Source organism: Paenibacillus sp. RS8, from assembly GCF_041956825.1.
GTDB lineage: Bacteria > Bacillota > Bacilli > Paenibacillales > Paenibacillaceae > Paenibacillus_AQ.
The window spans coordinates 2,761,476-2,784,088 of record NZ_CP168131.1 but is presented as its reverse complement, the minus strand read 5'-3'; the positions used below and the strand labels follow the sequence as shown (position 1 = coordinate 2,784,088).

Here is a 22,613-nt window from a genome sequence, read left to right as displayed (position 1 = left end):
GTTTTAAATGCTTTCTAGCTCATTTCACCTACAACTTTAACTCTTAACCGGGTTGCATTTTCGGGATGATAAGCAAGTGGTGTCTCTTCAACCTCAACCAATTTAATCGTCGTTGGATCGGCTCCTGCCATTACCGCTTGTTTCACCGCTTTTTCCTCAGCATCTCTTAATGACTGCTCTCGCGGCTCTCGTGAATAAATATATATTTGTTCATACTGTCCGCTAATTTGAGAAATTGATGCACCGATGGCATTGGCAACTCCACCGTTCTCTACTTTAATAATGCTGGCTACGCCGGGAATCTCATCTGGAATAATAACACCGCCCCCGCCTACGAGTACAATCTGTACATCCTCGGAAGAAGTTTTCATCTTATCAATCGCCTTCGCTATGATCGAAGAAATGACGGACAGGACTTGTTTGGCAAATTCTTCATCAATGTGGCTTACTAAGCTTTTGTCTCCCACGTCAGCTAACCCGAGGCGAACCGCAATATCCGTCGTAGTCAGGGTGCTCCCACCAAATACGAGCGCTTCTTCTGCGATCTTATAGCCCACGCTATCCGGCCCTACTGTAATCTGACCATTGTCTACGCGAACAATGCTTCCGCCGCCAAGTCCTACAGAGATGATATCCGGCATTCTAAAGTTTGTGCGAATATCTCCTACTTCCACCGCTACAGAGGACTCTCTTGGAAATCCATCCTGCAAGACACCGATATCCGATGTGGTGCCGCCAACATCGAGTACCATTGTATCTTTAATGTTCGCTAAATAAGAAGCTCCCCGGATGCTATTCGTTGGTCCACAGGCAATTGTAAGAATTGGGAATTGCTTAGCATATTCAATGGACATAAGCGTACCGTCATTTTGGCATAAGTACACTTCAGCGCCTTGAATCCCTTCTGCTTCTAACGCATTTTCAAAACCTGTGCTAGTGGTCTCGATGACTTTGCATAAAGCCGCATTCAGTATGGTTGCATTCTCACGTTCAATCAGGCCAACAGATCCGATCAAGGAGGAGCAAGAAACCGGATAAGTTTCCCCGTATTCTTTCCAGATTAAGTCTCGAACCTTGAGCTCCTGATCATTTTTAATGGATGAGAAAACACCAATGATGGCAATAGATTCTACTTTATCTCTCCATTCGACTAGAAGCTCTTTAATCTCCTGCTCATCGAGCTCACTGAGTAATTTACCATCATATTCATATCCACCATGAACTAATGCAAAGTTTCCTGATAGTTTTTCTACCATGTCCTTAGGCCAAGCCGTATATGGCAGAACAGAAGCGGTAGCAGGGAATCCTAACCGAATCACACCGACCTTGGCTAATTTCTTCCGTTCTACGATAGCATTAGTACACTGCGTTGTCCCGAGCATCGCATGTGTAATTTTCGTTTTATCAATGCTCGCTTCCTTCAATACATTACGCAGTGACGTCTCAATCCCCGTTTTTATATCCAGTGTCGTTGGAGATTTAACACTATGAATTAATCGGCTTTGCTCGTCCAAAATAATAGCATCGGTATTCGTGCCACCTACATCTATTCCAATTCTAAACATGTTTAGCCACCGCCTTACTCACCAATTCTTCAATAGGAGCATAATCGTAATCATACCCAAAGTATCTCGGTCCTACCGTTTCGATTCCTTTTTCCGTTCTCCATTTAGGATGTGCCGGTAAGCCAATGACGCGTACGCGTTTTCCATATTTCAAGCTCTCTGTTGTAACAGGCAATAAAGTTTCATAATCGACTAAGCATATTAAATCCGGGGTCATGGCTACAACCTGGCCATTTTTCTTGGCAAGCAGATTCTCATTTTGAAAATATACCTTCATCTGCTCCTCTTTATTTCCTTCAATGCCCTCTAGGTTCATTTCCCCAAAATTGAAGCCGCCTTTGGTTTCCCGGATGACATCTGTTATTTTCCCTTGAAACAGCTCGTAACCGGATGTCAGGTTTAGAAGCTCTTCAAGTTTGTCTTTTGCATCTCTGTTGTTGGAAGAAATGATCTCTCCGATCTGCTCAGATAGCGTCACGATGTTATGGACACCGCTGTTCTTGATTTGAGCCCCAGTCGTTGGATACAGACTTACCAAAGCACTAGCTCCCATCTCCACTGTAGCTGTACGGGCTAACCGTTCGGTCCATTTATTATCGATCGTCTCAAAAATACCAATGTTTCCTTTTTCATCCGAAATTGCGAGCGGCGCAGCCGAAATGCCATCCAGGTTAAACGTCACCATCTGCAATTCAGGAAATGCCCTACCCATCCCGTCGCAATCAATAAGCGGTAAATTCAGCTGTGCTGCAACGACGATCGGAATCATCGAATTGACTCCGCCTGCTTCCATCGGAAACGTGCCTGTAATTTTATCTCTGCCCAAATATTTGGCCAGCATCTGAAATACCTTAACAAACTCATCGCCTTTCGGAAATTTCTCCACTAATACAGAAGGCGCACCCATCATGGCGGAAGGAATGAAAAAGTCTTCATCCTCGATTTCATCCACAGAATAAAGTCTTACAGGTCCGTACTTTTCAATAGCCGAAAGAGCCATGAGTTTACCGATGTAAGGATCTCCTCCTCCACCTGTGCCTAAAAATGCAGCGCCTACGGCAATATGTTCAATTGATTGTTCATCTAAATATCTCATTTATTTCCCTCCATTATGACAGTTTTTGAGGCAGTAAATCGGTAGCAGACAATATATAAGACAAATGAAATGACGATACCGAGTAATGGCTGATTTGATAATTGAGGTAAGCTTGGGAAAAAGGACAGCACAACGGGCATACAAGCAATAATGGATCCGACCAGCCAAGAAAATACCCCTAGACGATTAACGCCCTCTGTTTCCTTCCAACGGTTCTTATCGCCTTTATTCATGATCCAATAGGATGCAATCATTACCCCTGCTACCGGCGGAACCATAGCTGACAAGATCGACATCACTGGCGTGAAATAATTCAAGATACCAATCACAGCGAGTACAGTCCCGATGAGTCCAGCAATCCCTACTGCCCATTTTTCTTTTTCTTTGGAAATATGCAATACATTGGTAAGCGCAAATCCACCCGAGATTGCGTTGACCATATTCGTTTTCCAAGCAGCCAGAATCAAAACAGTACCCCCAATAAAAGGCGTTGTAATATTTATAAAGACGGCCGCAATATCGCTAGTCTGGTAAGCAATCGATAAAATAGCACCCACACTAATCATCAGTACGCCAGAAGGAACGATTCCGATTAATGCTGCCTTTAATACGTCAGAACGTTTTCTTGAGAACTGAGAGTAGTCGCCTGCAATGACAGCCCCTAAGGCAAATGAGCCTATTGTTACAGCTAAGCCATCCATGAAATTCATATGCTTCTCAGGCTGGTAGCTCCAAATGTTCTGCACGGAATCCATAGTGAACACTTGAACTAAACCATATATGCAAATCACGATTAATAAAGGTACTGCAATATAACTAAGTACTCTCAGCACTTTCATTCCGTACATTGCTGAGACCACCATAACCAAACCGCTAATTAAAGAAGCAAGGGGAACTGGGACTATCACTCCATACTCCGCCAGCAGGTTCGCCAGTGCCGCCCCGCATACATTAGCCTGAATCCCGAACCAACCGAGGCAAGCAATAGCGAGAATAATGGATAAAATCGTTCGCGAGCCTTTTTTGCCAAAGACTTGGGCTGCGACTTGAACGGTTGTTTTCCCAAGATCCGTACTCTGAATCCCCTGAAGTATCATAAGGACAACGATAATGGCGTACCCTAAAAATGCGATCAATAATGTCATAGGTAAGCTCATACCAGATATCAACGTATTCCCAACCAGGAGGCCAGGTATACTGATCACCGCTCCGGCCCATACCATCCCCAGAGTGAACCAAGACTGAGGTGCTCCGTCCTTTCTCATGTTAGTTCTCCTCCTCGAAAAGTAATTTTTCTTATTATAGAAGGAACCATGGGATTACGTCTTTTTCTAAAATAAAAAAAAATCCGTGATTTTTGTCTTATTCGACAAAAACTACGGATTATACTAGCTATGTGTGAGTCGATAAATCATGCAAGCGATATACACATCGTAAGATTCAGAGTTGACGGTTACATCATAACCTATTAATTCACTGATCTTTCTAATACGATATTTTACAGTATTTTTATGAACAAACAGCATTTTCCCACAGTTATCAAAATTCCCCTTTGCATCTAACAAGAAGGTTATGAGTGTTTTTATCGACTCTGGATCACCTAGAATGGGATCAATCACAGACATCCATTCTTCAAGGATTTCTTCTCCCTGTTCACTTAACTCAATAGCTTGTTTCATAGAACGCATCTCGGCTGCTGTGTACAATTTACGATGCTCATACATCAGATGAACTTTCCGTCCCACACTGTTCACCAGCCGATACATGCGTCGTACGTCTTGTGTATTTCTCATTCGGGGAGCATAGACCATTTCGGATATAAGCGGAGCTGAATTCGTCGTGTCAATAAACTCCGCTGCAATTTCATACTCATTGTACTTGTAAGAGCAATTTCCCATGAGGGCTATTATACAATGATCGATAGTTTGAATGACCGCCGTTTTATAATATTTGAACAAATGCTCTTCCAGCTCTTCACGAATTTGTTTCTCTTGCGATAAATCGTGAATATATACTAACCACATCATCTGAATGGAAGAGACATCAATGTGGAGAAAATGAGCCAGTCTTCGCATTTTTTCGCTTTCATCATTAATAATTGCTTTTACCAAGGCATATTCGCTAACCTCGTTATGCTTATCCCCCCACAAATTGATCGCTACTTGTACAACCTCGCTGATTTTATCGATGGTCTTCGCAGGTAATTTTGAGTTCTCTTTAATCAAAAATAAATGCAGCGCTTCTCCGTTTTTTTGATGAATACTCTTGTATTCCACATAGCAATTTGAAACAGGCTCTGCTTGTCCTTTCGTCATATTCATCAAATAGGGGGCGTAGGTCTCAATAATATACCCCACGTTTAACGATGAATTACGGGGCCACATTACTTGATTTACGATATCTAACTGGGTGTTAGTCAGGATGACGTTCGCTTTCAGCCGATCAGACAATATTTTCAGCGTAATTTCGACGCTCCGTGAGTGTTCTGGCAAAAGGGATACTTTCTCTAACGCTTCATTTACAAAATTATCATTGATCGTCTGATTGTTCAGAACAATCGCTTCCATCACTTCATAAATCACTTCGTTGTAACGAAGTGAAAAATCATTTTCCGGCATACAAATGATGATGAAATTTTTGGACTCTGCTAATTGCAGTACCTCGTCAGCTACTTCAGGAATGATAATTCCTACATAGTATAAGATCAACCCTACTTCTCCAAGCTCGTGCAAGTACTCAATCGTTTCACACTGTTTCTCTACACTGTCCTTAATGGAGTAAAAAGAGCTGATCACTATCTCTTCCGCATACCACTCTTCTTGAATGGAATGGACAATTCGAGAAGAATAATCCGCATTTGAAACCTCTAGTACGGATAAAGAAGAAATTGTGCGGTGTAGATTATTATTTCCAGTTAGCACCTTTGCTCCTCGAAAGGAAGGAAGTTGCAGCATATCTTTTACAGTTATCCCCATATCTTCACCACTTCTACTGTATTGTTATCTCATGTTGCCATTAATAAAGCTTTATACATCTTATTTTAGCACTTCAAGCTATAAGCTATGTATATTGATTTCGCTATATGTATTCTCCTTTCTTCTGTGCAATAAACGAAAAAAAATGATACTATGAATACTATGTATGTTGGGTAAAAGGTCTTTGCTATAACTTATATGTTTTTATATATCGCAACAAGAGGAGAGAATATGAGTAACGAACAAAACTTTTGGCTTGATTTACCGAAGCCGTTTTTTATATTAGCACCAATGGAAGATGTCACAGATGTTGTATTTCGTCACGTGATTAGTGAAGCTGCCAAACCCGACGTGTTTTTCACAGAATTCACTAATACAGAAAGCTATTGTCACCCTGTAGGAAAAGACAGTGTACGTGGTCGATTAACGTTCACAGAAGATGAGCAACCAATTGTCGCTCATATTTGGGGTGATAAACCTGTATTTTTTGAACAGATGAGTATTGATATGAAAAAACTTGGTTTTCGCGGTATCGATTTAAACATGGGATGCCCCGCACAAAACGTCGCATCCAATGGAAAAGGTGCTGGATTAATACTACATCCTGAGGTTGCAGCAGAAATTATTCAAGCAGCAAAAGCCGGTGGATTGCCGGTTAGTGTTAAAACAAGATTGGGTTACTCTGAGATTGATGAGTGGCGGGATTGGTTAACACATATATTGAAGCAAGATATTGCGAATCTTTCCATTCACCTTCGTACAAAAGAAGAAATGAGCAAAGTAGATGCACACTGGGAGCTAATCCCTGAGATCAAAAAATTACGCGATGAAATTGCTCCGAATACGTTATTAACTATAAATGGAGATATCCCGGACCGCGCAACAGGATTAAAGCTAGTTGAACAATACGGCGTTGATGGTGTCATGATTGGCCGCGGCATCTTCACCAATCCATTTGCTTTTGAAAAAGAACCTAAAGAACATAGTCCAAAGGATTTTCTCAATTTACTTCTATTACAGTTGGATCTTCACGATAAATATTCAAATGAACTCGAGCCACGTTCATTTAAACCACTTCTTCGCTTTTTCAAAATCTATGTTCGTGGATTTAGAGGCGCAAGCGAATTAAGAAACCAATTAATGGATACAAGATCAACAGATGAAGTACGTCGTTTAGTAAAAACTGTTTTAGAACAAGAATTAGAATGAGGCATATTAAACTGTGAATTGCCCCGTCAATTAGACAGTACAAAACTATCTAATGCTTAACAGAATGAAAGGCCTCTCGTATCCCTACGAGAGGCCTTTCATTTTTTACCCTATACGGTCAGAAAGTAGTCCTCAATTCTAGTAAAATCAACTTACCCCCATATGGCAATGGAGATGATCCCACAGGTAATCACAGCCGACATGATAATCCTGCGCACTCCTTGCTTCTCTTTTAGTACAAGTATGCCAAGAATCGTACCTACAACTGTTCCAATTTCTCGTATTGGTGCAATTGAAGCTAATGGAGCAAGCCTCATCGCCATCAGAAACATAAAATAAGAAGCTGGCGAGCAAATGCAACCAATCAAGATCATTTTCCAGTTTATTCGCCATTCCCGTATGATTTGTGCACGGCCCGCTCTTACAACCATGAAAAAAGCGACGATTACATAATTAATATTGGATAATTCAAGCGTTGATAGTGGAGATAATTGCTGGACAATTAGTTTGTCCATTAATGTATAGCCCGCAACACAAATCCCTACTACAATTGCATAAAGAATGGATATAGAATGAGTCGTTTTCCCTTGATTTGCATGACGATTAACGATTCCACTAATAATAAAGAGCCCTACTATGATACAACAAAAGCCTATCCAGCCTACTAGAGTTAAGGAATCCCCGAATAACACAACACTTAACAAGGTCACTAGCATGACACCAGTACCTCGCATGATTGGATAGGTCTGCGATAAATCACCATAGGAATACGATTTAGAAAGGAAAATGAAGTACGACCCTTGAAATAAAGCAGATATCGCCATATAGCCAAGTGTCTCCGCATGAAGCTCAACTTGGAGCAGCTCAATAATAAAATAAGGTAATAGAGCAAGTGTACCAACAATATGAATCGACCAGAGAAATACGTATTTATTCAGACTTCTCTTTGTAAATAGGTTCCATACCGCATGTGTAATACCTGAAAATAAAACTAAAAAGACTGCCATTGAAATCATAGAAGTATCCTCATTTCACTTATGCGCTAACTCATATGTCCAGTTGCATCCCATCAAACGCTACTGTAATCCCATTCGGCTCAAAAATATGAACCCAATCTTCATGCAACAGATGAGCATTATGAGAGAAATGAGTGACTACAATTCGCCCTTCTGCTTTCATAACAAGATTCTTGATTAACCATTCCCGTGTTTTTAGAGTATCCTCAACATTCATGTGAACTTCACAATTTGGGGCATTCCCAGTCGTACATTCTAGAATAGCAAGATCCAGTTTTTTTCCTCTCAACCAGTTCCAAGTCTGTTCGGGAAACCAACCGCTGTCGTGACCATAGAAAATGAATTTTCCATCCTTTTCTATGTAATACAATAAACAAGTTTCTTTAGAATCATGATTAGCAAGCAATGGCGTAATCGTAGCTGTTTGTGTTTGTACGGTTTCAAAGGGCTTCAAGTTGTGAAATTGGAAGCGATGTCTTTCCGTGGCAAGCAATTGACAACAGTGCTTAATAGGCAAATCATGACCATACAGATGTAGTTCTTCCTCTTCATTAAACTGGGCATACCCTAACGCACGAATCAGTAAATCTTCAGGATACAAATGATCGGAATGTGAATGTGTAAATAGCAAATCACGAACCTTATCCATATCTACAGAATCACGAATGGAATGATGTAAGGTGTCCGCCGGAAAATCAACTTTAAGTACTTCGTCAATCAAAACCGAAGTGCGTGTACGAATATTTTTCCCACCAAGTACTTTGGCTTTCTTACAAGTCTCGCACTGACAGAATAGCGAGGGAATGCCTTCAAATGCAGCCGTTCCATGAAATTGAACCTTCATAAATATTCCACCCTTATAGTAGAGAACAACAGAATTATCGTCCTGTTGTTCTCTCTGAGTAACTCTAGCCTATGTTACTGAATGTTCGAATCATCCAAATACTTTATCCACTGCTTCTTGTATTCCGCTTGAATTTTATCGAGACCCGCTTTCTTAGCCTTTTCCATAAACAACTTCAAGCCAGCTTCAACATCCTTAACCATACCGTCATTCAAAGGATATAAGTATTGCTTCTCAACTTGTAGAAGAGCCGCCTTCTCTGCTTGATAAGAAGTCCAATCCTCTCCGAAGCCTTGGAAAATATTAGGTTTCGCTATCTTATCCATTTCATCGAACATGTCCAGTACTGCTTGATAGCTCTTATCAAATAACATGAACTCCGGATTTCTCCATGCCCATCCATTCATACCTTCTCTCGTGAAGCCGTTTGATTGGGCATCACCAATCATTTTGTAATATTTCCCATCCTCAATCTCAAAATTTTTGCCTTCAATACCGTATTGCGTCAACACATTGTAGCGTTTATCCGTGACCAATTTTTCATAGAAAGCAAGAGCTCTCTCTGGATTTTTGCTGCTGCGTGGAATTGCAAAGCCATTATGAATCGGATGAACGGGTGAAGAGAATCCTTTCATATTTGGATATGGGGAATAGCCTAGCTCCCAATCTGGGTGCAGTGATTTCACTTTAACAACAGCATCACCAAAGCGGTTTGGATTCTCACCTCCCAATATTGCTGCGGCTTTACCGGCGGCAAATATATCAGTACCACTATCTTTAATGTTCAGCATATTCTTCATAAAGAACCCTTTTTCTTGCCAACTTCTGAACATTTTCAAATCTTCCAAATGCTGCGGAGAGCCCCAATAGCTGGTCACCTCTCTTGGAGTGTCATACATGATGTTAAGTCCATATGGAACCTTATCGTTAGTATTCACAGTTTTAGTTGTCATTTGTCGGACGGAATCTGTATGACTGACCTCAGTATCCGCCAGAGGCAGCATATCCGGTTCATTCTTGCGTATGCCCTCCAAATACTGCTCTAAAGTTTCGAGTGATTCCGGCTTTGGCAAATTATACTTTTTACGCAAATCTTCACGATAGGCTATACCATCATTTACATATTCTTTCCAGATCGCTGGAACGGTGTAAATTTTCTTGTTAACCTTGACTGCTTCCCAGAAATCCTGTGGTACATATGCTTGTAGCTTAGGTGCAGCCTTCGGTAGGAGATCATCTAGCGGAGGGAAAGCCCCTTTCATCGCATATGACTGGTAATTTGTCCATTCTGCTGTAAAGATCAGATCAATCGGCTGCCCTGAAGACAATAGAAGCTTATACTTCTGGTCCCAGTCTGTCCAAGTTGTGAAGTTAAATTTGACGGTTGCATTCAACTCTTCTAATGCCATTTTGTTAACTTCATCTTCAATGATCTTTAAATCCTTTGGAGCATCACCCAGCATATAGAACTGAAGCTCCACTTTCTTGGATGTGTCGATTCCAGTCACTTCTGATGTTTCTGGTGCTGAGGTACTGGTATTTGAATTCGAATTCTTTGTTGGTTCTGACGATGCCTCCTTAGTATTCGTGCTGTTACTACTACAGCCAGCAAACAAACTTGCAGTTAATAATAAAGAAGTGCCGATTGTTAACAATTCATTTCCTTTTCTCATACTAACCCTCCCCTTAATTAAATGATCTATGTTAGCCGATCGCATCCGAGCTTCTTTCGTTTGCTTTCGGTACTAACCCTTCACCGCACCAATCGTTAATCCCTTCACAAAATATCGCTGCACGAACGGATATAGGAAAATAATTGGTCCTGTAACGACGATTGCCATTGCCATTTTGGTCGACTCTGTTGGAATGTCACGTCCTAGGGATACCCCAGTTCCAGTGGCCATTTGAGAAACGAACATCATCGTATTTATCGTGTTATACAAGTAGTATTGAAGCTGATACATGCTAACGTCATTAATGAACAAGGAAGACATGAACCAGTCATTCCAGTACGTCAGAGGAAGGAACAGACCGACAGTCGCTATGCCAGGCATCGCTAGCTTCAGCACAACACTATAGTAAATCCTGAAGTCGTTCGCTCCATCGATTTTGGCTGATTCGAATAATTCTTCCGGAACTGCAGCTTTGATAAAGTTTTTCATTAATATAATGAGAAAAGGTGTCATAAGACCAGGTAATATCAGTACGGCATAGGTATCTGCCAGCCCAAAGTACGTAGTCAGCATGATATACCAGGGTACAAGTCCCCCTCCAAACAGCGTTGTGAAATAAATGAAGAAGGACAATGGATTGCGGTACTTGAAATCTTTCCTCTGCAGAACATAACCTGCCATCGTAATGAGGAATAATCCCAACAGCGTTCCAACCACGGTTACAAAAATCGTAACACCATAAGCCTTGATTAGCTGAGTTGGGAAGATAAACACCATCTCATAGCCTTCCAGCGAGAACACTTTAGGAATCAAGTGAAAACCATCTCGAATAATGGATTCATTGGCTGTCAATGAGCCAGATATAATCAGAAGAAACGGAAATAGACAGAGCAAAGAAAAAAACGTAATGATCAGGTAAGCCACCATGCGGAAAACCCTAGAACTTAGAATGTTGTCATCCAATTTAATTCCTCCTCCCTATGTTAGAACAATGCATAATCATCATTTATTTTCTTGATGATATAATTCACTGTCATAATCATTACAAATCCGAAGATAGACTGATACAAGCCAGCTGCAGTTGCCATACCAATATCAAAATTAACTTTCAAAGACCGATAAACATAAGTATCGACAATGTCCGTAACGTCGAAGAGCACTCCATTGTTCCCGACAAGCTGATAGAACAAATCGAATTGACCTTTCATAATACTTCCGAGAGCAAATAAGAGCAGAATAATAAATGTTGACTTCAGCACTGGTATGGTAATAAACCAGATTCGCTGAACAATATTTGCGCCATCAATTTTGGCGGCTTCGTAATACTCATCGCTAATTCCCATGATGGATGCAAGATAAATGACCATAGAATAACCCAAATTTTTCCATATATAAAATGCTGTAATCAGAAATGGCCAGAGCCATGGTGTGTTGTATATGTCTACTGGATCGAGTCCTAACGATATTAATAACTGATTAACAAAACCGGAATCAGCATTAAACATGTTGAACGCTAAAACACTGACCAGAACAAACGAAACAAAATAGGGTAGAAACATAATGGATTGTGATAGTTTTTTAAATAACTTACCTCGTACTTCACTTAATAGGATGGCTGCCCCTATAGATATCACGTTACCTAAAATGATAAACACCACGTTGTATCCAAGCGTATTTATTGTCAATTTCAACAGAATTCCAGATTGCGTTAAAAATTTAAAATTATCTAATCCTACAAACGGGCTTCCAAATAAACCACCTGCAAAATCATAACTTGTGAATGCATAATAGATGCCGACCATTGGAGCATAAGAATTAATTAAGAAAAAAAGCAGTGTCGGTGCTATCATCAAAAACATGATCTTATTCTTATTTAATTCATATAAAAATCCTTTCTTCTTAAACATGACTGACCTCCTTCTGAAATGGAATTCCTCGTGAATCTTTCCTCCAAATCATAGAAGAAGCCGATTCGATAAAATACTGAACAATGACACAGATCGCTGTAATCTCAGTACTTGTGGAGTATGAAATTTCTGTACTTTTGTGAATATTCACTACATTTAGCCTAATTTAGGCTGCTGATTTATAAATTTGATTGAAAGCTCCAGACTGATGAATTATACTCAGACCACAATGAAAGGGGTTTCAAGAAATGGTAAACCAGTGGTCTAAAGAGCATAAAAAAGTTTACAGCCGCATACTGCTCGGCTCTATTGGATGTGTTGTTATTACCCTTTTGATAACTACAACTATTCTTTATATGGACTTCACAACCATCGCACTTAAACAAGTGTATCGTTCCGATTCTAATAGTCTGAATCAGATTAAAACAGAATTATCTGTTATGACAGAGACTGTTACCTCACTGTCCTCCCAGATTTACTATGATTCCGCGGTATCTAAATTGTTGTATTATCCGGACTTAAATATTTATGATGTCATTTTTGCACAGCAACAGCTTGATAACTATCGCGCATCTTTACCATTCATTGAATCCATTTATGTATATAATGCGAAATCCAATCAGTTCTATATTAGTTCCAATAATTCACGAAGCGGAATTCAACCGAAGAACGAACTTGATGATGATGGAATTCTAGACCTTTTTAAGAATTTCAAAGAACATCGTCCCTTTCAACCGATTCCTAGAACCTATAACATCGGTTTGACTGAGTCCACTCCAGTATCAAGCTACACTTACTTATGTTATAGCGTCATTGATGATAATAACGATTTAAACACAGCTGTTGTTGTTAATATCTCTGCATCATGGTTAGGCCTGCGAATGGATCAATCGGGGGAAGAGATATCGGAGAATAACACGTTTATCATTAATCAGGATGGAATATTATTTTCCAATAATGACAAGCAGGCGATGCTAACTGATCTATCCGATAAAACCTATATACAGAAAATTATTCAGGACACTTCAGAATCGACTTATTTTCTAGACACTGTAGATGGAGTTAAATCTTTAATAACATTTACTTCACCGGATTCATTAGGTTGGAAATATGTTCGAATTACCCCTTATAGCAATATCACTCAAGAAATAAATGAAATGAGATATCGAATACTCTTTATCTGTATTGGCATTCTTCTCTTAGGATTATTGGTATCGTTAACGCTATCCCATAGTGTGTATCGCCCGATTGACAAAGTCATACGCAAGTTCAAAACCCTGGAAACAGAAAGACGTAATCATCAGCATATTCTCAAGCAGGATTTCCTTAGAAATACAGTTTTAGGCAGAGAAACGAATAATGCTGAGATGTTGCAGCAAAAATTACATTACTTCAATTCAGAGCTTATGGTTAATAATAAATCACTAATTATTTTGGTAAGGATCGATCAGTTCCCCACAGTCCTCGAGAAATACAAAGAAGATATAAAATTGCTCAAATATGCCATAATGAACATTTGTACGGAAATTGCCTCACCGAACTTTCAAGTCGAAGCCATTGATATGGGGGATGATAGTCTTGTACTGCTGCTAAACTTCCATAATCTTCTTTATTCAATGGAACGAGACTCGCTGATTGAAATGGCGGAGCTTATGCAGCTATCAATCACCAAACATTTAAAATTATCCATTACAATTACCTTTAGTCCTGTGAAGGAATCCATCGAGCAATGCATTTTAGTCTACAAGCAAGTACTTGAAGCTTCTTATCATCGATTATTCAAAGGATACGGCAGCATCCTCTTTTCGGTTGACATTATGAATTTAAAATCTAAAGAATATTTGTTTCCCGTTCACAAAGAAAAACAGTTCATTGAATCCTTAATGTCAGGAAATGTGGAGAAAGCACGTAGCATCTATATCGATATCGTAGGAGAAATATCAGAATATTCATTTACTGTTGTTCAACTTGTCATATCGCATTTAGCACTTACAGTTAATAACGTCTTGCGAACATTAAAAAAGAACAACGCAATTTTAACATTACCCGAATTCGATACAACTTTTTTACTACCCAATCATGTTGAAACCATGGAAGAAATCAATGCTCCATATTTCAAGATATTTGAAGAAATAAGTCAAAAGCTCGAGGAGAAACGAAATACAAAGCAAGAGGAACTCGTTAAAAATGTACATCATATTATTGAGCGGGATTATAGTAATTCCAACCTATGCATAAATTCAATTGCAGACGAGCTCTCGATGTCTCCAATTTATTTGAGCCGGCTATATAAACAGTTAACAACGAACGCTTTATCAGATAAAATTAACGAACTGCGGTTGGATAAAGCTAAAGAGCTGCTGAAGACCTCTGAATACACCATTGTTGATATCGCCGAAAAAACTGGATTTACTAGTAGTTCATATTTTTATCGTTTATTTAAGAATAGTACTGGTATAACCCCGAGCGATTATAGAAAAAAGATAAAGGTCCTCCTATAATTCTGTGCATTAAACGAAAAGAAATGATACTATGTATGATGGGCAAAATGTTGCAAAAGAAGGAGAGCTTATGAGTAACGAACAAAATTTTTGGCTTGATTTACCAAAGCCGTTTTTTATATTAGCACCTATGGAAGATGTCACAGATGTTGTATTTCGTCACGTGGTTAGTGCAGCTGCAAAACCCGATGTATTCTTCACGGAATTCGCAAATACAGAATACTACTGTCACCCTAAATTAAAGGTAAAGGAAAGTGTGCTTACTCGATTAAGGTTCACAGAAGATGAACAACCGATGGTCGCTCATATTTGGGGCAATAACCCGGAGTATTTTGAACGAATGAGCATGGATATGAAAAAACTTGGTTTTCGTGGTATCGATATAAACATGGGATGCCCAGTAAAAAACGTCGCAACCAATGGAAAAGGTGCTGGATTAATTCGACATCCTGAAGTGGCAGCAGAAATTATTAAAGCGACTAAAGCTGGTGGATTGCCGGTTAGTGTTAAAACAAGATTAGGATATAGCGAAATTGATGAGTGGCGCGATTGGTTAACACATATATTCAAACAAGATATTGCAAATCTGTCCATACACCTCCGTACAAAAAAAGAGATGAGCAAAGTAGATGCACACTGGGAGCTCATCCCCGAAATCAAAAAATTACGCGATGAGATCGCCCCAAATACGTTGCTAACCATTAATGGGGATATTCCTGACCGTGCAACAGGTTTAAAATTAGTAGAGCAATACGGGGTTGATGGAGTCATGATTGGCCGCGGTATTTTCAAAAATCCATATGCTTTCGAACTAGAACCTAAAGAGCATAGTGTGGAGGAGCTTCTTAACCTTCTACTTTTTCATCTAGATCTTCACGATAAATATTCAAAAGAGGTTGAACCACGTCTATTTAATCCACTTCGAAGCTTCTTCAAAATCTATATTCGTGGATTTGATGGTGCCGACGAACTAAGAAATCAATTGATGGAGACGAATGCAACCGATGAGGTACGTCGTTTAGTACAACCTTTTCTGGATGCAGATTCGGAATAATATGTAATGCAAAATAAATGGCCTCAGTTCTGAATTTCATCAGACTGAGGCCGTTTTTATTAAAGATGTCTTACTTCCACTCCAGCTTTGGCAGTATTTCTTTTTGCAGCTCACACATTTCATCGATCATCGCACAGGCTTGATAGTAGGTTGGTGCTTGCGGATCAAGCAGGATCGCTTGCAACAATTTTGTTCTCGACTCTTCAAGAAACGCCTCCAGTAACAGCTTATGGATTGTACCTTGAATATGGATCATTCCGATAATGGCAGTTGGCAGTTCAACCGTCATTGGCTTAAATACGATACCCTTTTTATTAACGATCGCTTGTGTTTCAACAACCATATCCTCTGGAAGTCCTTTAATAGCGCCGTGGTTTGGCATATTAACAGCATTCAACTCGATTTCATCGTCGAAGAAAATCGCTTCAATAATTGGTATTGCGTATTCATTACTAATTTGAACCTTATCTTTATCAAATAGATAAGCCTGCTCAGACCACTGCTCTTGATTCAGCGTATTCTCGAATAAGCCTTTATCCAAAGTACTGCCACTTGCACAGTATACAAATTCAGGTGTTCTGGAGTCCTTCTTCCACAGCTGCTCGCTCATTGGATTGTAACGGAACTGCAAAGGTAGTCCAGCATAGAAATCCTCTGCCCAAGAAATATACTCTCCACAATGGTTAGTCCCGGGGTAAGGGTAGTAGCCATACGTATGGTACAAGGTTCTGGACAATCCAATATGATCGAAATGTGCCAAACGGTTAGCTTGCTTTTCTTTGCCATGGAATAGAGGGTATAAATCCTCTCCCGTACTCTTGTTCCAGATCTTCGTAAAGAAGCCGAAGTGGTTCAATCCGCCGCCTTCAACTGCAATATCTTTACTATCCATCTCCAGGAATTCAGCTAGCTGATGAATCCCCATGTCTAAACCATGGCACAAGCCCACCACTTTGATTGAAGTTAATTTGGAGATGGCTTCCACTAGCTTCGCTTCCGGATTCGTATAGTTAATTAGCCAGGCATCTGGACATACCTTCTCCATTGTCTTTGCAATTTCCAGCATCGGACCTAAATTTCTCAAGGTGTGGAACATTGATCCTGGTCCGCCGTTTTCTCCATATAGCTGCTTGCTACCGTAACGGCGCGGAATGTGGAAGTCTTGTGACCAGTAATGATATCTTTCTACCTCAATCGCAACGATGGAGAAGTCAGCCTCTCTTAAGGCATCTTCCAAATTCGTCGTTTGCCAAATCTTCGCAGGATGAGAAAATGCAGTAAACATTTCGGTTGCATACTTGTACGTTCTATTCACATTCTCTTCTACAATATCCATAAGTGCGATTTCGAGTTCTACTTGATTTCTCAAACGTTCTGATAACACGAGATCTTGAAGTGCTCCTAGTCCAAAGGAAATACTTCCTGCTCCGATTAACGCAACCTTCAACTTTTTCATGGTCTTCAAGCTCCTTTTGTTTTTTTATAAATGCTATAGCTGGCACCAATCATTCCGGCATCAGGTCCAAATTCAGTCAACACGATTTTAATGTTCTCTTTTAAGTGTGGAAGAACTTTCTTTTTAGCGCTTTCAATAACGCTATCAATCAGCCACTGGTTGTGATGAATGACCGCTCCTCCGACAACAATAATGTTCGGATCAATGATTTGCATCAAATTAACTATTGCGTTGGAAAAGTACTCCACCCATCTATCAATCACTTCAATCGCTTGCTGGTCCCCCCTATGATAGCGTTCAAACAGCAAACCCGAGGTGGCATCGCTACCATATAAAAGCTTACTTTCCGCTTCAAGAGCTGTGCCGCTGCATAGAGATTCCAATGTACCGTTATACAACGTTGAATGGTTTCTTTTGCTGTCGGAAATAATCATGCTTCCGATCTCACCCGCATATCCATGAGCGCCTTGAATAATTTTTTTATCAAGTATAATGCCGCATCCAATTCCTGAACTAACCGTTATATAAATGGATTGTTTATAAGGCTTGGCAGCTCCATGATCTGATTCAAGCACGGTGATCACGTTTACATCATTCTCAAAAGACACTTCATAATTTGGAAAGAACGCCCTGAAAGTTTCGATACTCACATTCTCTAGGCAAGGAATATTGGTTATATCTCGAATAATCTGTGTTTGATCATTCCAAGGAATCGGCAATACAATGCCTATCTTACTTGCTTGCTGTTCGTGGTCGACTTTAGCGATCATTTCCTTGACGGTTTTGAAAATTTGGTCAGCGTCTTGGAAATCTCTTGTTAATGCCGACGCCTTCCGAACTAGTTCAAGGTGCTCATTCACTAATCCAACCCTTATATTTGTACCTCCAATATCAACACCAATAACGAAGTTATCCATATTACGCTCCTCAACTATGATGACTGATCAATATATTTAGCTGCTGCAGCATCCAAATAGAAATCTATATGCTCATAACCAAGCAATCGCTGGGCAGGCAGTTGTGCGTCAGGATTTGTGAGAATCTCCTTTACGATAGCGGCTTTGCGCTCTCCAGTTATGACGACAACAACTCTTTTACTACTTGCAATCTGTTCCAAACCTAATGTAATGCCTTGCTTTAATTCAGTCTGCTTAAGAAAATATTTTTGGGCGACTATCTTAGTCGTTTCCGACAATTCCACAACACTACTACGATTCAATACTGGGCCGCCAGGTTCATTTAATCCAATATGTCCATTCATACCTACGCCCATCAAGCTGAAGGTAATCGGGTGCTGCTCGATAAAGCGATCAATTCGTAAACATTCCTGCTCTATATCCGGCGATGTTCCGTTAAAAAATTCAATCTGGCTACCATCCAGTGAAATCTGCGAAAATAGATCTTGATTCAACATCTGATAGCAGCTTCCTTCAGAGCTTTTGTCTATACCAACCCACTCATCCAAGCTAACGATGTGAAGCCTTTTGATTTTCGATTGGAGGTCCGCATCATTGGAAAATTTCTGATAGCTTTTTTGTGGAGTACTCCCTGAAGCCAGGCAGAACACGGGATGCTGATCGTTAATTAAACGATCTTTCATCTCTCTGGCAATTTCATTTGCTACTTCTTCTTCGTTATCAAAGATTCTGATCATATTGTTCACTTCCTTGTTGTTTAATCCGAAATGACGTTCATCATCTCTTGCTGGAGAATAAGTATCGCTGCTCCCATTGCTGTTGATTGATGTAAGTCACTCACAGAAATTTGTGGAGTCCACTCCGTATATTGCTCGACATAGCTTTTCGTACGATCCAATATACGTTCCGGGAAAAGTGCTACCGTTTTACCGCTAATAATGACCTGATCGATATCCAGAATGCTGATTATATTTGTAATCGTTAAAGCCAGATTCTTCGAAACATAATCAATGCAAGCTTCTACGTCATTAGCTGAATTCAAATCATATGCGCTTAGCAAGTACTTAATGGCTAATCTGCTTTCCAGCCAACCAACTGATGATGGAGTCCGCTTGTATTCTGAATCAAAGCACATATACTCCAGCTCGCCTGCTCTTGCATTAACGCCGCGGTGCAGCTCTTTGTTGATAATCAAACCGCCCCCGACCCCATCACCTGCAGCTACATGAACGAGACTCGTCGGTGCTTGATCTGAGTTTTCAAGATTCCGAAATTCCGCCACAGTCGCTGCGTTCACATCATTCTCCAGAAGAATAGGCAAATTCACTTCACGCTTGAGATTTTCAATAATAGACTCATACTCAAAATCGTTTTCTTTATTGTGATGAGTTCTCATCCGAATCGTTTTCTTTCTTATATTGATCGCGCCATCAACGCCAATACCAATCCCTAAAACAACACTATTTGTTTCCTTCGCTTTACTCTTCAAATTTTCCACAAGCTTTATAAATACCGAAGTGAACTGCTGACTATGGAACGGAATATCTGTTTCAATCGAATACGAATCTATGATCTTGCCGTGTAGATTAATAAGTAACGCCGTAATCGTATTGCCAATAATCTGTATTCCGATTGTCGTATAGCTGTTTTCATTAAATCTGTAAACCGTACGTTTTCTTCCCAAGCCGCCAGAGCCTTCTCGACTTTCACCAGTGGCAGTCAATAAACCAATCTGTTCAAAAAAAGTGACAATCTTGCTTACAGTAACAAAGCTCATTGCTGTTTTTTCTGAAATCTCGACTTTCGCCAGTTCAGGATGTTGAAGCAAAATATCGAAGACTATTTTCCTGTTCTCATCTTTAATATCATTGGGCAGAAATGATTTCATAGGTCCTCCATACTTTTATTTAATTTAATTAATAAAGTAAGTTAAATAATTATGCAAAAAAATACAGGTCTGAAACGACCTCTTACATTTATTATATATTCACTAGAGTGAAAGCTCAAGTGCATTTATTTAACTTTCTTAAATTAATCTATTCTCTATCTTAAAATTAAATCAAACTGCTTTATGATGCAGCCATTTACAAGTGTTTTTTCTAGGCACACCACAAAAAAAGAAGCTTCCCACAAGTTCAATGAACTCATGAGAAGCCTCTAATCCATCCCTATTTCAAGGCTTAATCAGCCTTATTACATCATGCCGCCCGTTCTTTAACTTGGTTAATGCAGTGAAATCAGATGTAATAGCCGCTTTGTTTTATTGATATGGAGCCGTTTTGTAACATATATGCGAAACGCTATTTAACACGATAAAAGATAATCTGTGATTTTATTGTGATTTTTTGGGCTTTCAGTGATTTGTCCAGTAGCCAATGTTTCCGCCATCTGTACCCCATGAGACTAATTCAGACACTATTCTCCGTTCGCTCCCAACCCTCAATGATTATGGCGTTCTCCGGTGGGTTCCCTTTCTGCCATAAGATGTATGAATCTTAAGCCAACTCCTGCAGTCCATCCTGGATCTTATCTGGCGTTCGTCCGCTCTTTTTCTAAAGCTATTGCAATGTCGACATATGCCTATGATGTACCGAAGAATTCCTCATAATCATTAGCAGTTTATGAGCCGTATCGCTCAACATACAAATCGCCTCCTGCTGTCATTATATGCAAACAAACGTTACTAATTGAAGACAAATAAAAAAGCCCCTGCATCTGCAAAGGCTCACCGGTGCTTCCGGATTTAATGAGATTATCATATCAACTATAATTAGTCTTGTCTACTCTTTGGTCGTAATCGTGGCCGTCTTAGATTCATTGTCCCAATTCACTGCCGCCCCGATAGCTGCTCCAATGGCTGCTAATGGCACGTACGTACGGCCTTCAATTAAAAGGCTGTTATCCTTCAACTTCACACCATTAACCACCAGGAACGCCTTAGTTGCTTGCACCTCGTTTGCCTCCTTCATGTATCGATCAATTTTCGCCAGCGTGATAGCGGTCTGTGTCTCTGTCGGTTTCGCTCCTGACCTCAGTGCGGACAAGACAAACCCGAAAGTAAGCTGAAAATGAGGGTAATCCTTAAATGTATTCCAATCACCACCCCATTCAAATCCTAGCGCCTTCGCTTCCCGGACGACTTCCAGCCAATCCGCAGTGCAGTCATTGTCCCCATCTCGGTTCATATCCCAGGATACACTTGAGCCATTCGGTAGCAGCAGAGCGAAATCGATAGCCAGCCCATAATTATGGTAGCTGTAACCACCGCGCGCATTAGTGACAATCGCTCCTGGTTTGGTTCGCCCTTGGGCGTAGAGTGCGTCCTGCTCGGCAATCGTCCGAAGTCCCTGAGTAATCAGGATCGGCACACCAACCACATAACAGCGCTCGATCAGAGCAGTTGCAGCAGCCAATACAACCGGGTGCAGCCCATTCAATCGCAACGCCGATTTTGCTTTCACTTGATTTAATGTCAGCGTCATTATTCACCTGCTCCTTTCTTCGTCTGCTTGACCAATTGATTGCCGTAGACGGCAACCGCTCCGCATAGGATGCCTTGCAGTACGCTATCCGGGCTCAATCCCAGCATGAGGCAAACAACCACAATTGCAACCAGCGTTACGATATAGATAATGATCCAGTCAGGCACTCGTGGTGTCTGCTTCAGGACATACCCAATCACCCAGCAGACAGTAAGCACTAGCAATAATTCCGGTTTAATAAAACTTGATATAGCGTTCCATTCCATGATTTAACCCCCAGTAAGTTTAATAGCTGCTATGATCGCAGCAATGACAACAGTTATAATTGATCCCCCAATAGTTCGCCACAGCCACCGCTGACCATCCTCGATACGATCTAAACGGTGATGCGCCGATTTCGTAGATTGCATGGCTTCCCTCGCCAAATCGCGTGTTGTTTCAATGGTAATGGTCAGCGTAGGGACAGCCTCCAATGTCTTTTCCATTCGCGCAAGTTGAATTTGAATCTCTACAAGCTTATCCTCAGCAGCCACTGCTCCTCCTCCTCCCGACATCCTCTTACCCCCCTCTCAATTAGTCTCCCTGAAACAAAAATCACGCCTGCATGGGCGTGTCGTCTATCCAAATCCAATTATTTTCTGCGCCCCCTCCTTTCCCTGAATCCCTTTTTACTATGAGTCGTGTTCGTTGGTGAAGTTTGAAGTTCAGCAATTCGATTGTTCAGAGAATCTCTAATCCCCTGTAGGAATCGGAGTTCATTTCCGCTTGGACGATGATAAGCAGCTGCAGCTGATATTAAGGTGCAGATATCCGGCACTATTGGCTCAATCTCCACGGCCATCTTATTTCTGATCACTACTGACATTTTTATCAATCCCTTCGCCAACAAAAAGAGGCCCGCCATTGTTAGCGAGACCC

General features: G+C 40.5%; 20 protein-coding genes. 3 read left to right on the top strand and 17 right to left on the bottom strand.

The features are described from left to right. Nucleotides 1-14: 14 nt before the first annotated feature. From ACDZ28_RS13815 to ACDZ28_RS13800, 4 genes are all read right to left on the bottom strand, one after another. On the bottom strand, nucleotides 15-1,565 hold the full coding sequence (locus ACDZ28_RS13815; protein WP_042124573.1) for a hydantoinase/oxoprolinase N-terminal domain-containing protein: 1,551 nt from the start codon (nucleotides 1,563-1,565) through the stop codon (nucleotides 15-17). Then, a complete protein-coding gene (locus tag ACDZ28_RS13810; protein WP_042124571.1) occupies nucleotides 1,558-2,661 on the bottom strand; it encodes a DUF917 domain-containing protein in 1,104 nt (367 codons plus the stop codon). The genes ACDZ28_RS13815 and ACDZ28_RS13810 overlap by 8 nt, the downstream gene beginning before the upstream one ends. Then, nucleotides 2,658-3,926, bottom strand: coding sequence for a cytosine permease (locus tag ACDZ28_RS13805; protein ID WP_375104965.1), 1,269 nt, complete (start codon nucleotides 3,924-3,926; stop codon nucleotides 2,658-2,660). Before ACDZ28_RS13805 ends, ACDZ28_RS13810 begins: the two co-directional genes overlap by 4 nt. Before the next feature lie 123 nt (nucleotides 3,927-4,049). Then, entirely contained in the window at nucleotides 4,050-5,636 is a 1,587-nt protein-coding gene (locus ACDZ28_RS13800) for a PucR family transcriptional regulator (RefSeq protein WP_375104964.1), read from the bottom strand. Nucleotides 5,637-5,867: 231 nt separating this feature from the next. Between ACDZ28_RS13800 and ACDZ28_RS13795 the strand changes: the two genes are divergently transcribed. Further along, nucleotides 5,868-6,845 (top strand): tRNA-dihydrouridine synthase, encoded by a 978-nt coding sequence (locus ACDZ28_RS13795; RefSeq protein WP_042124565.1) that lies wholly within the window; start codon nucleotides 5,868-5,870, stop codon nucleotides 6,843-6,845. Nucleotides 6,846-6,997: 152 nt separating this feature from the next. Here the strand turns inward: ACDZ28_RS13795 and ACDZ28_RS13790 are convergent, their stop codons facing one another. The 5 genes from ACDZ28_RS13790 to ACDZ28_RS13770 form a co-directional block, all read right to left on the bottom strand. Then, nucleotides 6,998-7,861 (bottom strand): DMT family transporter, encoded by an 864-nt coding sequence (locus tag ACDZ28_RS13790; protein WP_375104963.1) that lies wholly within the window; start codon nucleotides 7,859-7,861, stop codon nucleotides 6,998-7,000. A 31-nt stretch (nucleotides 7,862-7,892) separates the two neighbouring features. Beyond that, entirely contained in the window at nucleotides 7,893-8,705 is an 813-nt protein-coding gene (locus tag ACDZ28_RS13785; RefSeq protein ID WP_375104962.1) for an MBL fold metallo-hydrolase, read from the bottom strand. Nucleotides 8,706-8,779: 74 nt separating this feature from the next. Then, nucleotides 8,780-10,378 carry an extracellular solute-binding protein gene (locus tag ACDZ28_RS13780; protein ID WP_375104961.1) on the bottom strand — a complete coding sequence of 533 codons (1,599 nt, stop codon included), beginning with the start codon at nucleotides 10,376-10,378 and terminating at the stop codon, nucleotides 8,780-8,782. Nucleotides 10,379-10,450: 72 nt separating this feature from the next. Beyond that, the gene (locus ACDZ28_RS13775; RefSeq protein WP_375105349.1) at nucleotides 10,451-11,305 is read right to left on the bottom strand and encodes a carbohydrate ABC transporter permease; all 855 of its coding nucleotides are present in this window, start codon (nucleotides 11,303-11,305) and stop codon (nucleotides 10,451-10,453) included. A gap of 56 nt (nucleotides 11,306-11,361) precedes the next feature. Next, entirely contained in the window at nucleotides 11,362-12,285 is a 924-nt protein-coding gene (locus ACDZ28_RS13770) for an ABC transporter permease (protein WP_375104960.1), read from the bottom strand. Nucleotides 12,286-12,533: 248 nt separating this feature from the next. Between ACDZ28_RS13770 and ACDZ28_RS13765 the strand changes: the two genes are divergently transcribed. Both ACDZ28_RS13765 and ACDZ28_RS13760 read left to right on the top strand, forming a co-directional pair. Beyond that, entirely contained in the window at nucleotides 12,534-14,786 is a 2,253-nt protein-coding gene (locus ACDZ28_RS13765; protein ID WP_375104959.1) for an AraC family transcriptional regulator, read from the top strand. Nucleotides 14,787-14,856: 70 nt separating this feature from the next. Next, a complete protein-coding gene (locus ACDZ28_RS13760; RefSeq protein WP_375104958.1) occupies nucleotides 14,857-15,840 on the top strand; it encodes a tRNA dihydrouridine synthase in 984 nt (327 codons plus the stop codon). 70 nt (nucleotides 15,841-15,910) lie between these two features. On the opposite strand, the gene ACDZ28_RS13755 is transcribed toward ACDZ28_RS13760, so the two are convergent. The 8 genes from ACDZ28_RS13755 to ACDZ28_RS13720 form a co-directional block, all read right to left on the bottom strand. Next, on the bottom strand, nucleotides 15,911-17,296 hold the full coding sequence (locus ACDZ28_RS13755; RefSeq protein WP_375104957.1) for an alpha-galactosidase: 1,386 nt from the start codon (nucleotides 17,294-17,296) through the stop codon (nucleotides 15,911-15,913). Between the two features lie 5 nt (nucleotides 17,297-17,301). Next, nucleotides 17,302-18,213 carry an ROK family protein gene (locus tag ACDZ28_RS13750; protein WP_375104956.1) on the bottom strand — a complete coding sequence of 304 codons (912 nt, stop codon included), beginning with the start codon at nucleotides 18,211-18,213 and terminating at the stop codon, nucleotides 17,302-17,304. A gap of 14 nt (nucleotides 18,214-18,227) precedes the next feature. Beyond that, on the bottom strand, nucleotides 18,228-18,950 hold the full coding sequence (locus ACDZ28_RS13745; RefSeq protein WP_375104955.1) for a 6-phosphogluconolactonase: 723 nt from the start codon (nucleotides 18,948-18,950) through the stop codon (nucleotides 18,228-18,230). A gap of 20 nt (nucleotides 18,951-18,970) precedes the next feature. After that, entirely contained in the window at nucleotides 18,971-20,101 is a 1,131-nt protein-coding gene (locus ACDZ28_RS13740; protein ID WP_042124556.1) for an ROK family protein, read from the bottom strand. Between the two features lie 892 nt (nucleotides 20,102-20,993). Beyond that, nucleotides 20,994-21,695 (bottom strand): M15 family metallopeptidase, encoded by a 702-nt coding sequence (locus ACDZ28_RS13735; protein WP_375104954.1) that lies wholly within the window; start codon nucleotides 21,693-21,695, stop codon nucleotides 20,994-20,996. Beyond that, nucleotides 21,695-21,961: a phage holin family protein gene (locus ACDZ28_RS13730; protein ID WP_375104953.1), complete on the bottom strand. Its 267-nt coding sequence runs from the start codon at nucleotides 21,959-21,961 to the stop codon at nucleotides 21,695-21,697. The genes ACDZ28_RS13735 and ACDZ28_RS13730 overlap by 1 nt, the downstream gene beginning before the upstream one ends. 3 nt (nucleotides 21,962-21,964) lie before the next feature. Continuing rightward, nucleotides 21,965-22,249 (bottom strand): hemolysin XhlA family protein, encoded by a 285-nt coding sequence (locus ACDZ28_RS13725; protein ID WP_375104952.1) that lies wholly within the window; start codon nucleotides 22,247-22,249, stop codon nucleotides 21,965-21,967. Between the two features lie 77 nt (nucleotides 22,250-22,326). Then, nucleotides 22,327-22,560, bottom strand: a complete 234-nt coding sequence (locus ACDZ28_RS13720) for a hypothetical protein (RefSeq protein WP_375104951.1) — start codon at nucleotides 22,558-22,560, stop codon at nucleotides 22,327-22,329. Between the last annotated feature and the right edge of the window lie 53 nt (nucleotides 22,561-22,613).

Coding starts and splice junctions, on each gene's coding strand:
- ACDZ28_RS13775 (WP_375105349.1), bottom strand. CDS start 11,305: ATGGTGGCTTACCTGATCATTACGTTTTTTTCTTTGCTCTGTCTATTT.
- ACDZ28_RS13730 (WP_375104953.1), bottom strand. CDS start 21,961: ATGGAATGGAACGCTATATCAAGTTTTATTAAACCGGAATTATTGCTA.
- ACDZ28_RS13785 (WP_375104962.1), bottom strand. CDS start 8,705: ATGAAGGTTCAATTTCATGGAACGGCTGCATTTGAAGGCATTCCCTCG.
- ACDZ28_RS13765 (WP_375104959.1), top strand. CDS start 12,534: ATGGTAAACCAGTGGTCTAAAGAGCATAAAAAAGTTTACAGCCGCATA.
- ACDZ28_RS13810 (WP_042124571.1), bottom strand. CDS start 2,661: ATGAGATATTTAGATGAACAATCAATTGAACATATTGCCGTAGGCGCT.
- ACDZ28_RS13790 (WP_375104963.1), bottom strand. CDS start 7,861: ATGATTTCAATGGCAGTCTTTTTAGTTTTATTTTCAGGTATTACACAT.
- ACDZ28_RS13770 (WP_375104960.1), bottom strand. CDS start 12,285: ATGTTTAAGAAGAAAGGATTTTTATATGAATTAAATAAGAATAAGATC.
- ACDZ28_RS13745 (WP_375104955.1), bottom strand. CDS start 18,950: ATGATCAGAATCTTTGATAACGAAGAAGAAGTAGCAAATGAAATTGCC.
- ACDZ28_RS13755 (WP_375104957.1), bottom strand. CDS start 17,296: ATGAAAAAGTTGAAGGTTGCGTTAATCGGAGCAGGAAGTATTTCCTTT.
- ACDZ28_RS13720 (WP_375104951.1), bottom strand. CDS start 22,560: ATGTCAGTAGTGATCAGAAATAAGATGGCCGTGGAGATTGAGCCAATA.
- ACDZ28_RS13805 (WP_375104965.1), bottom strand. CDS start 3,926: ATGAGAAAGGACGGAGCACCTCAGTCTTGGTTCACTCTGGGGATGGTA.
- ACDZ28_RS13725 (WP_375104952.1), bottom strand. CDS start 22,249: ATGTCGGGAGGAGGAGGAGCAGTGGCTGCTGAGGATAAGCTTGTAGAG.
- ACDZ28_RS13760 (WP_375104958.1), top strand. CDS start 14,857: ATGAGTAACGAACAAAATTTTTGGCTTGATTTACCAAAGCCGTTTTTT.
- ACDZ28_RS13750 (WP_375104956.1), bottom strand. CDS start 18,213: ATGGATAACTTCGTTATTGGTGTTGATATTGGAGGTACAAATATAAGG.
- ACDZ28_RS13815 (WP_042124573.1), bottom strand. CDS start 1,565: ATGTTTAGAATTGGAATAGATGTAGGTGGCACGAATACCGATGCTATT.
- ACDZ28_RS13795 (WP_042124565.1), top strand. CDS start 5,868: ATGAGTAACGAACAAAACTTTTGGCTTGATTTACCGAAGCCGTTTTTT.
- ACDZ28_RS13800 (WP_375104964.1), bottom strand. CDS start 5,636: ATGGGGATAACTGTAAAAGATATGCTGCAACTTCCTTCCTTTCGAGGA.
- ACDZ28_RS13740 (WP_042124556.1), bottom strand. CDS start 20,101: ATGAAATCATTTCTGCCCAATGATATTAAAGATGAGAACAGGAAAATA.
- ACDZ28_RS13780 (WP_375104961.1), bottom strand. CDS start 10,378: ATGAGAAAAGGAAATGAATTGTTAACAATCGGCACTTCTTTATTATTA.
- ACDZ28_RS13735 (WP_375104954.1), bottom strand. CDS start 21,695: ATGACGCTGACATTAAATCAAGTGAAAGCAAAATCGGCGTTGCGATTG.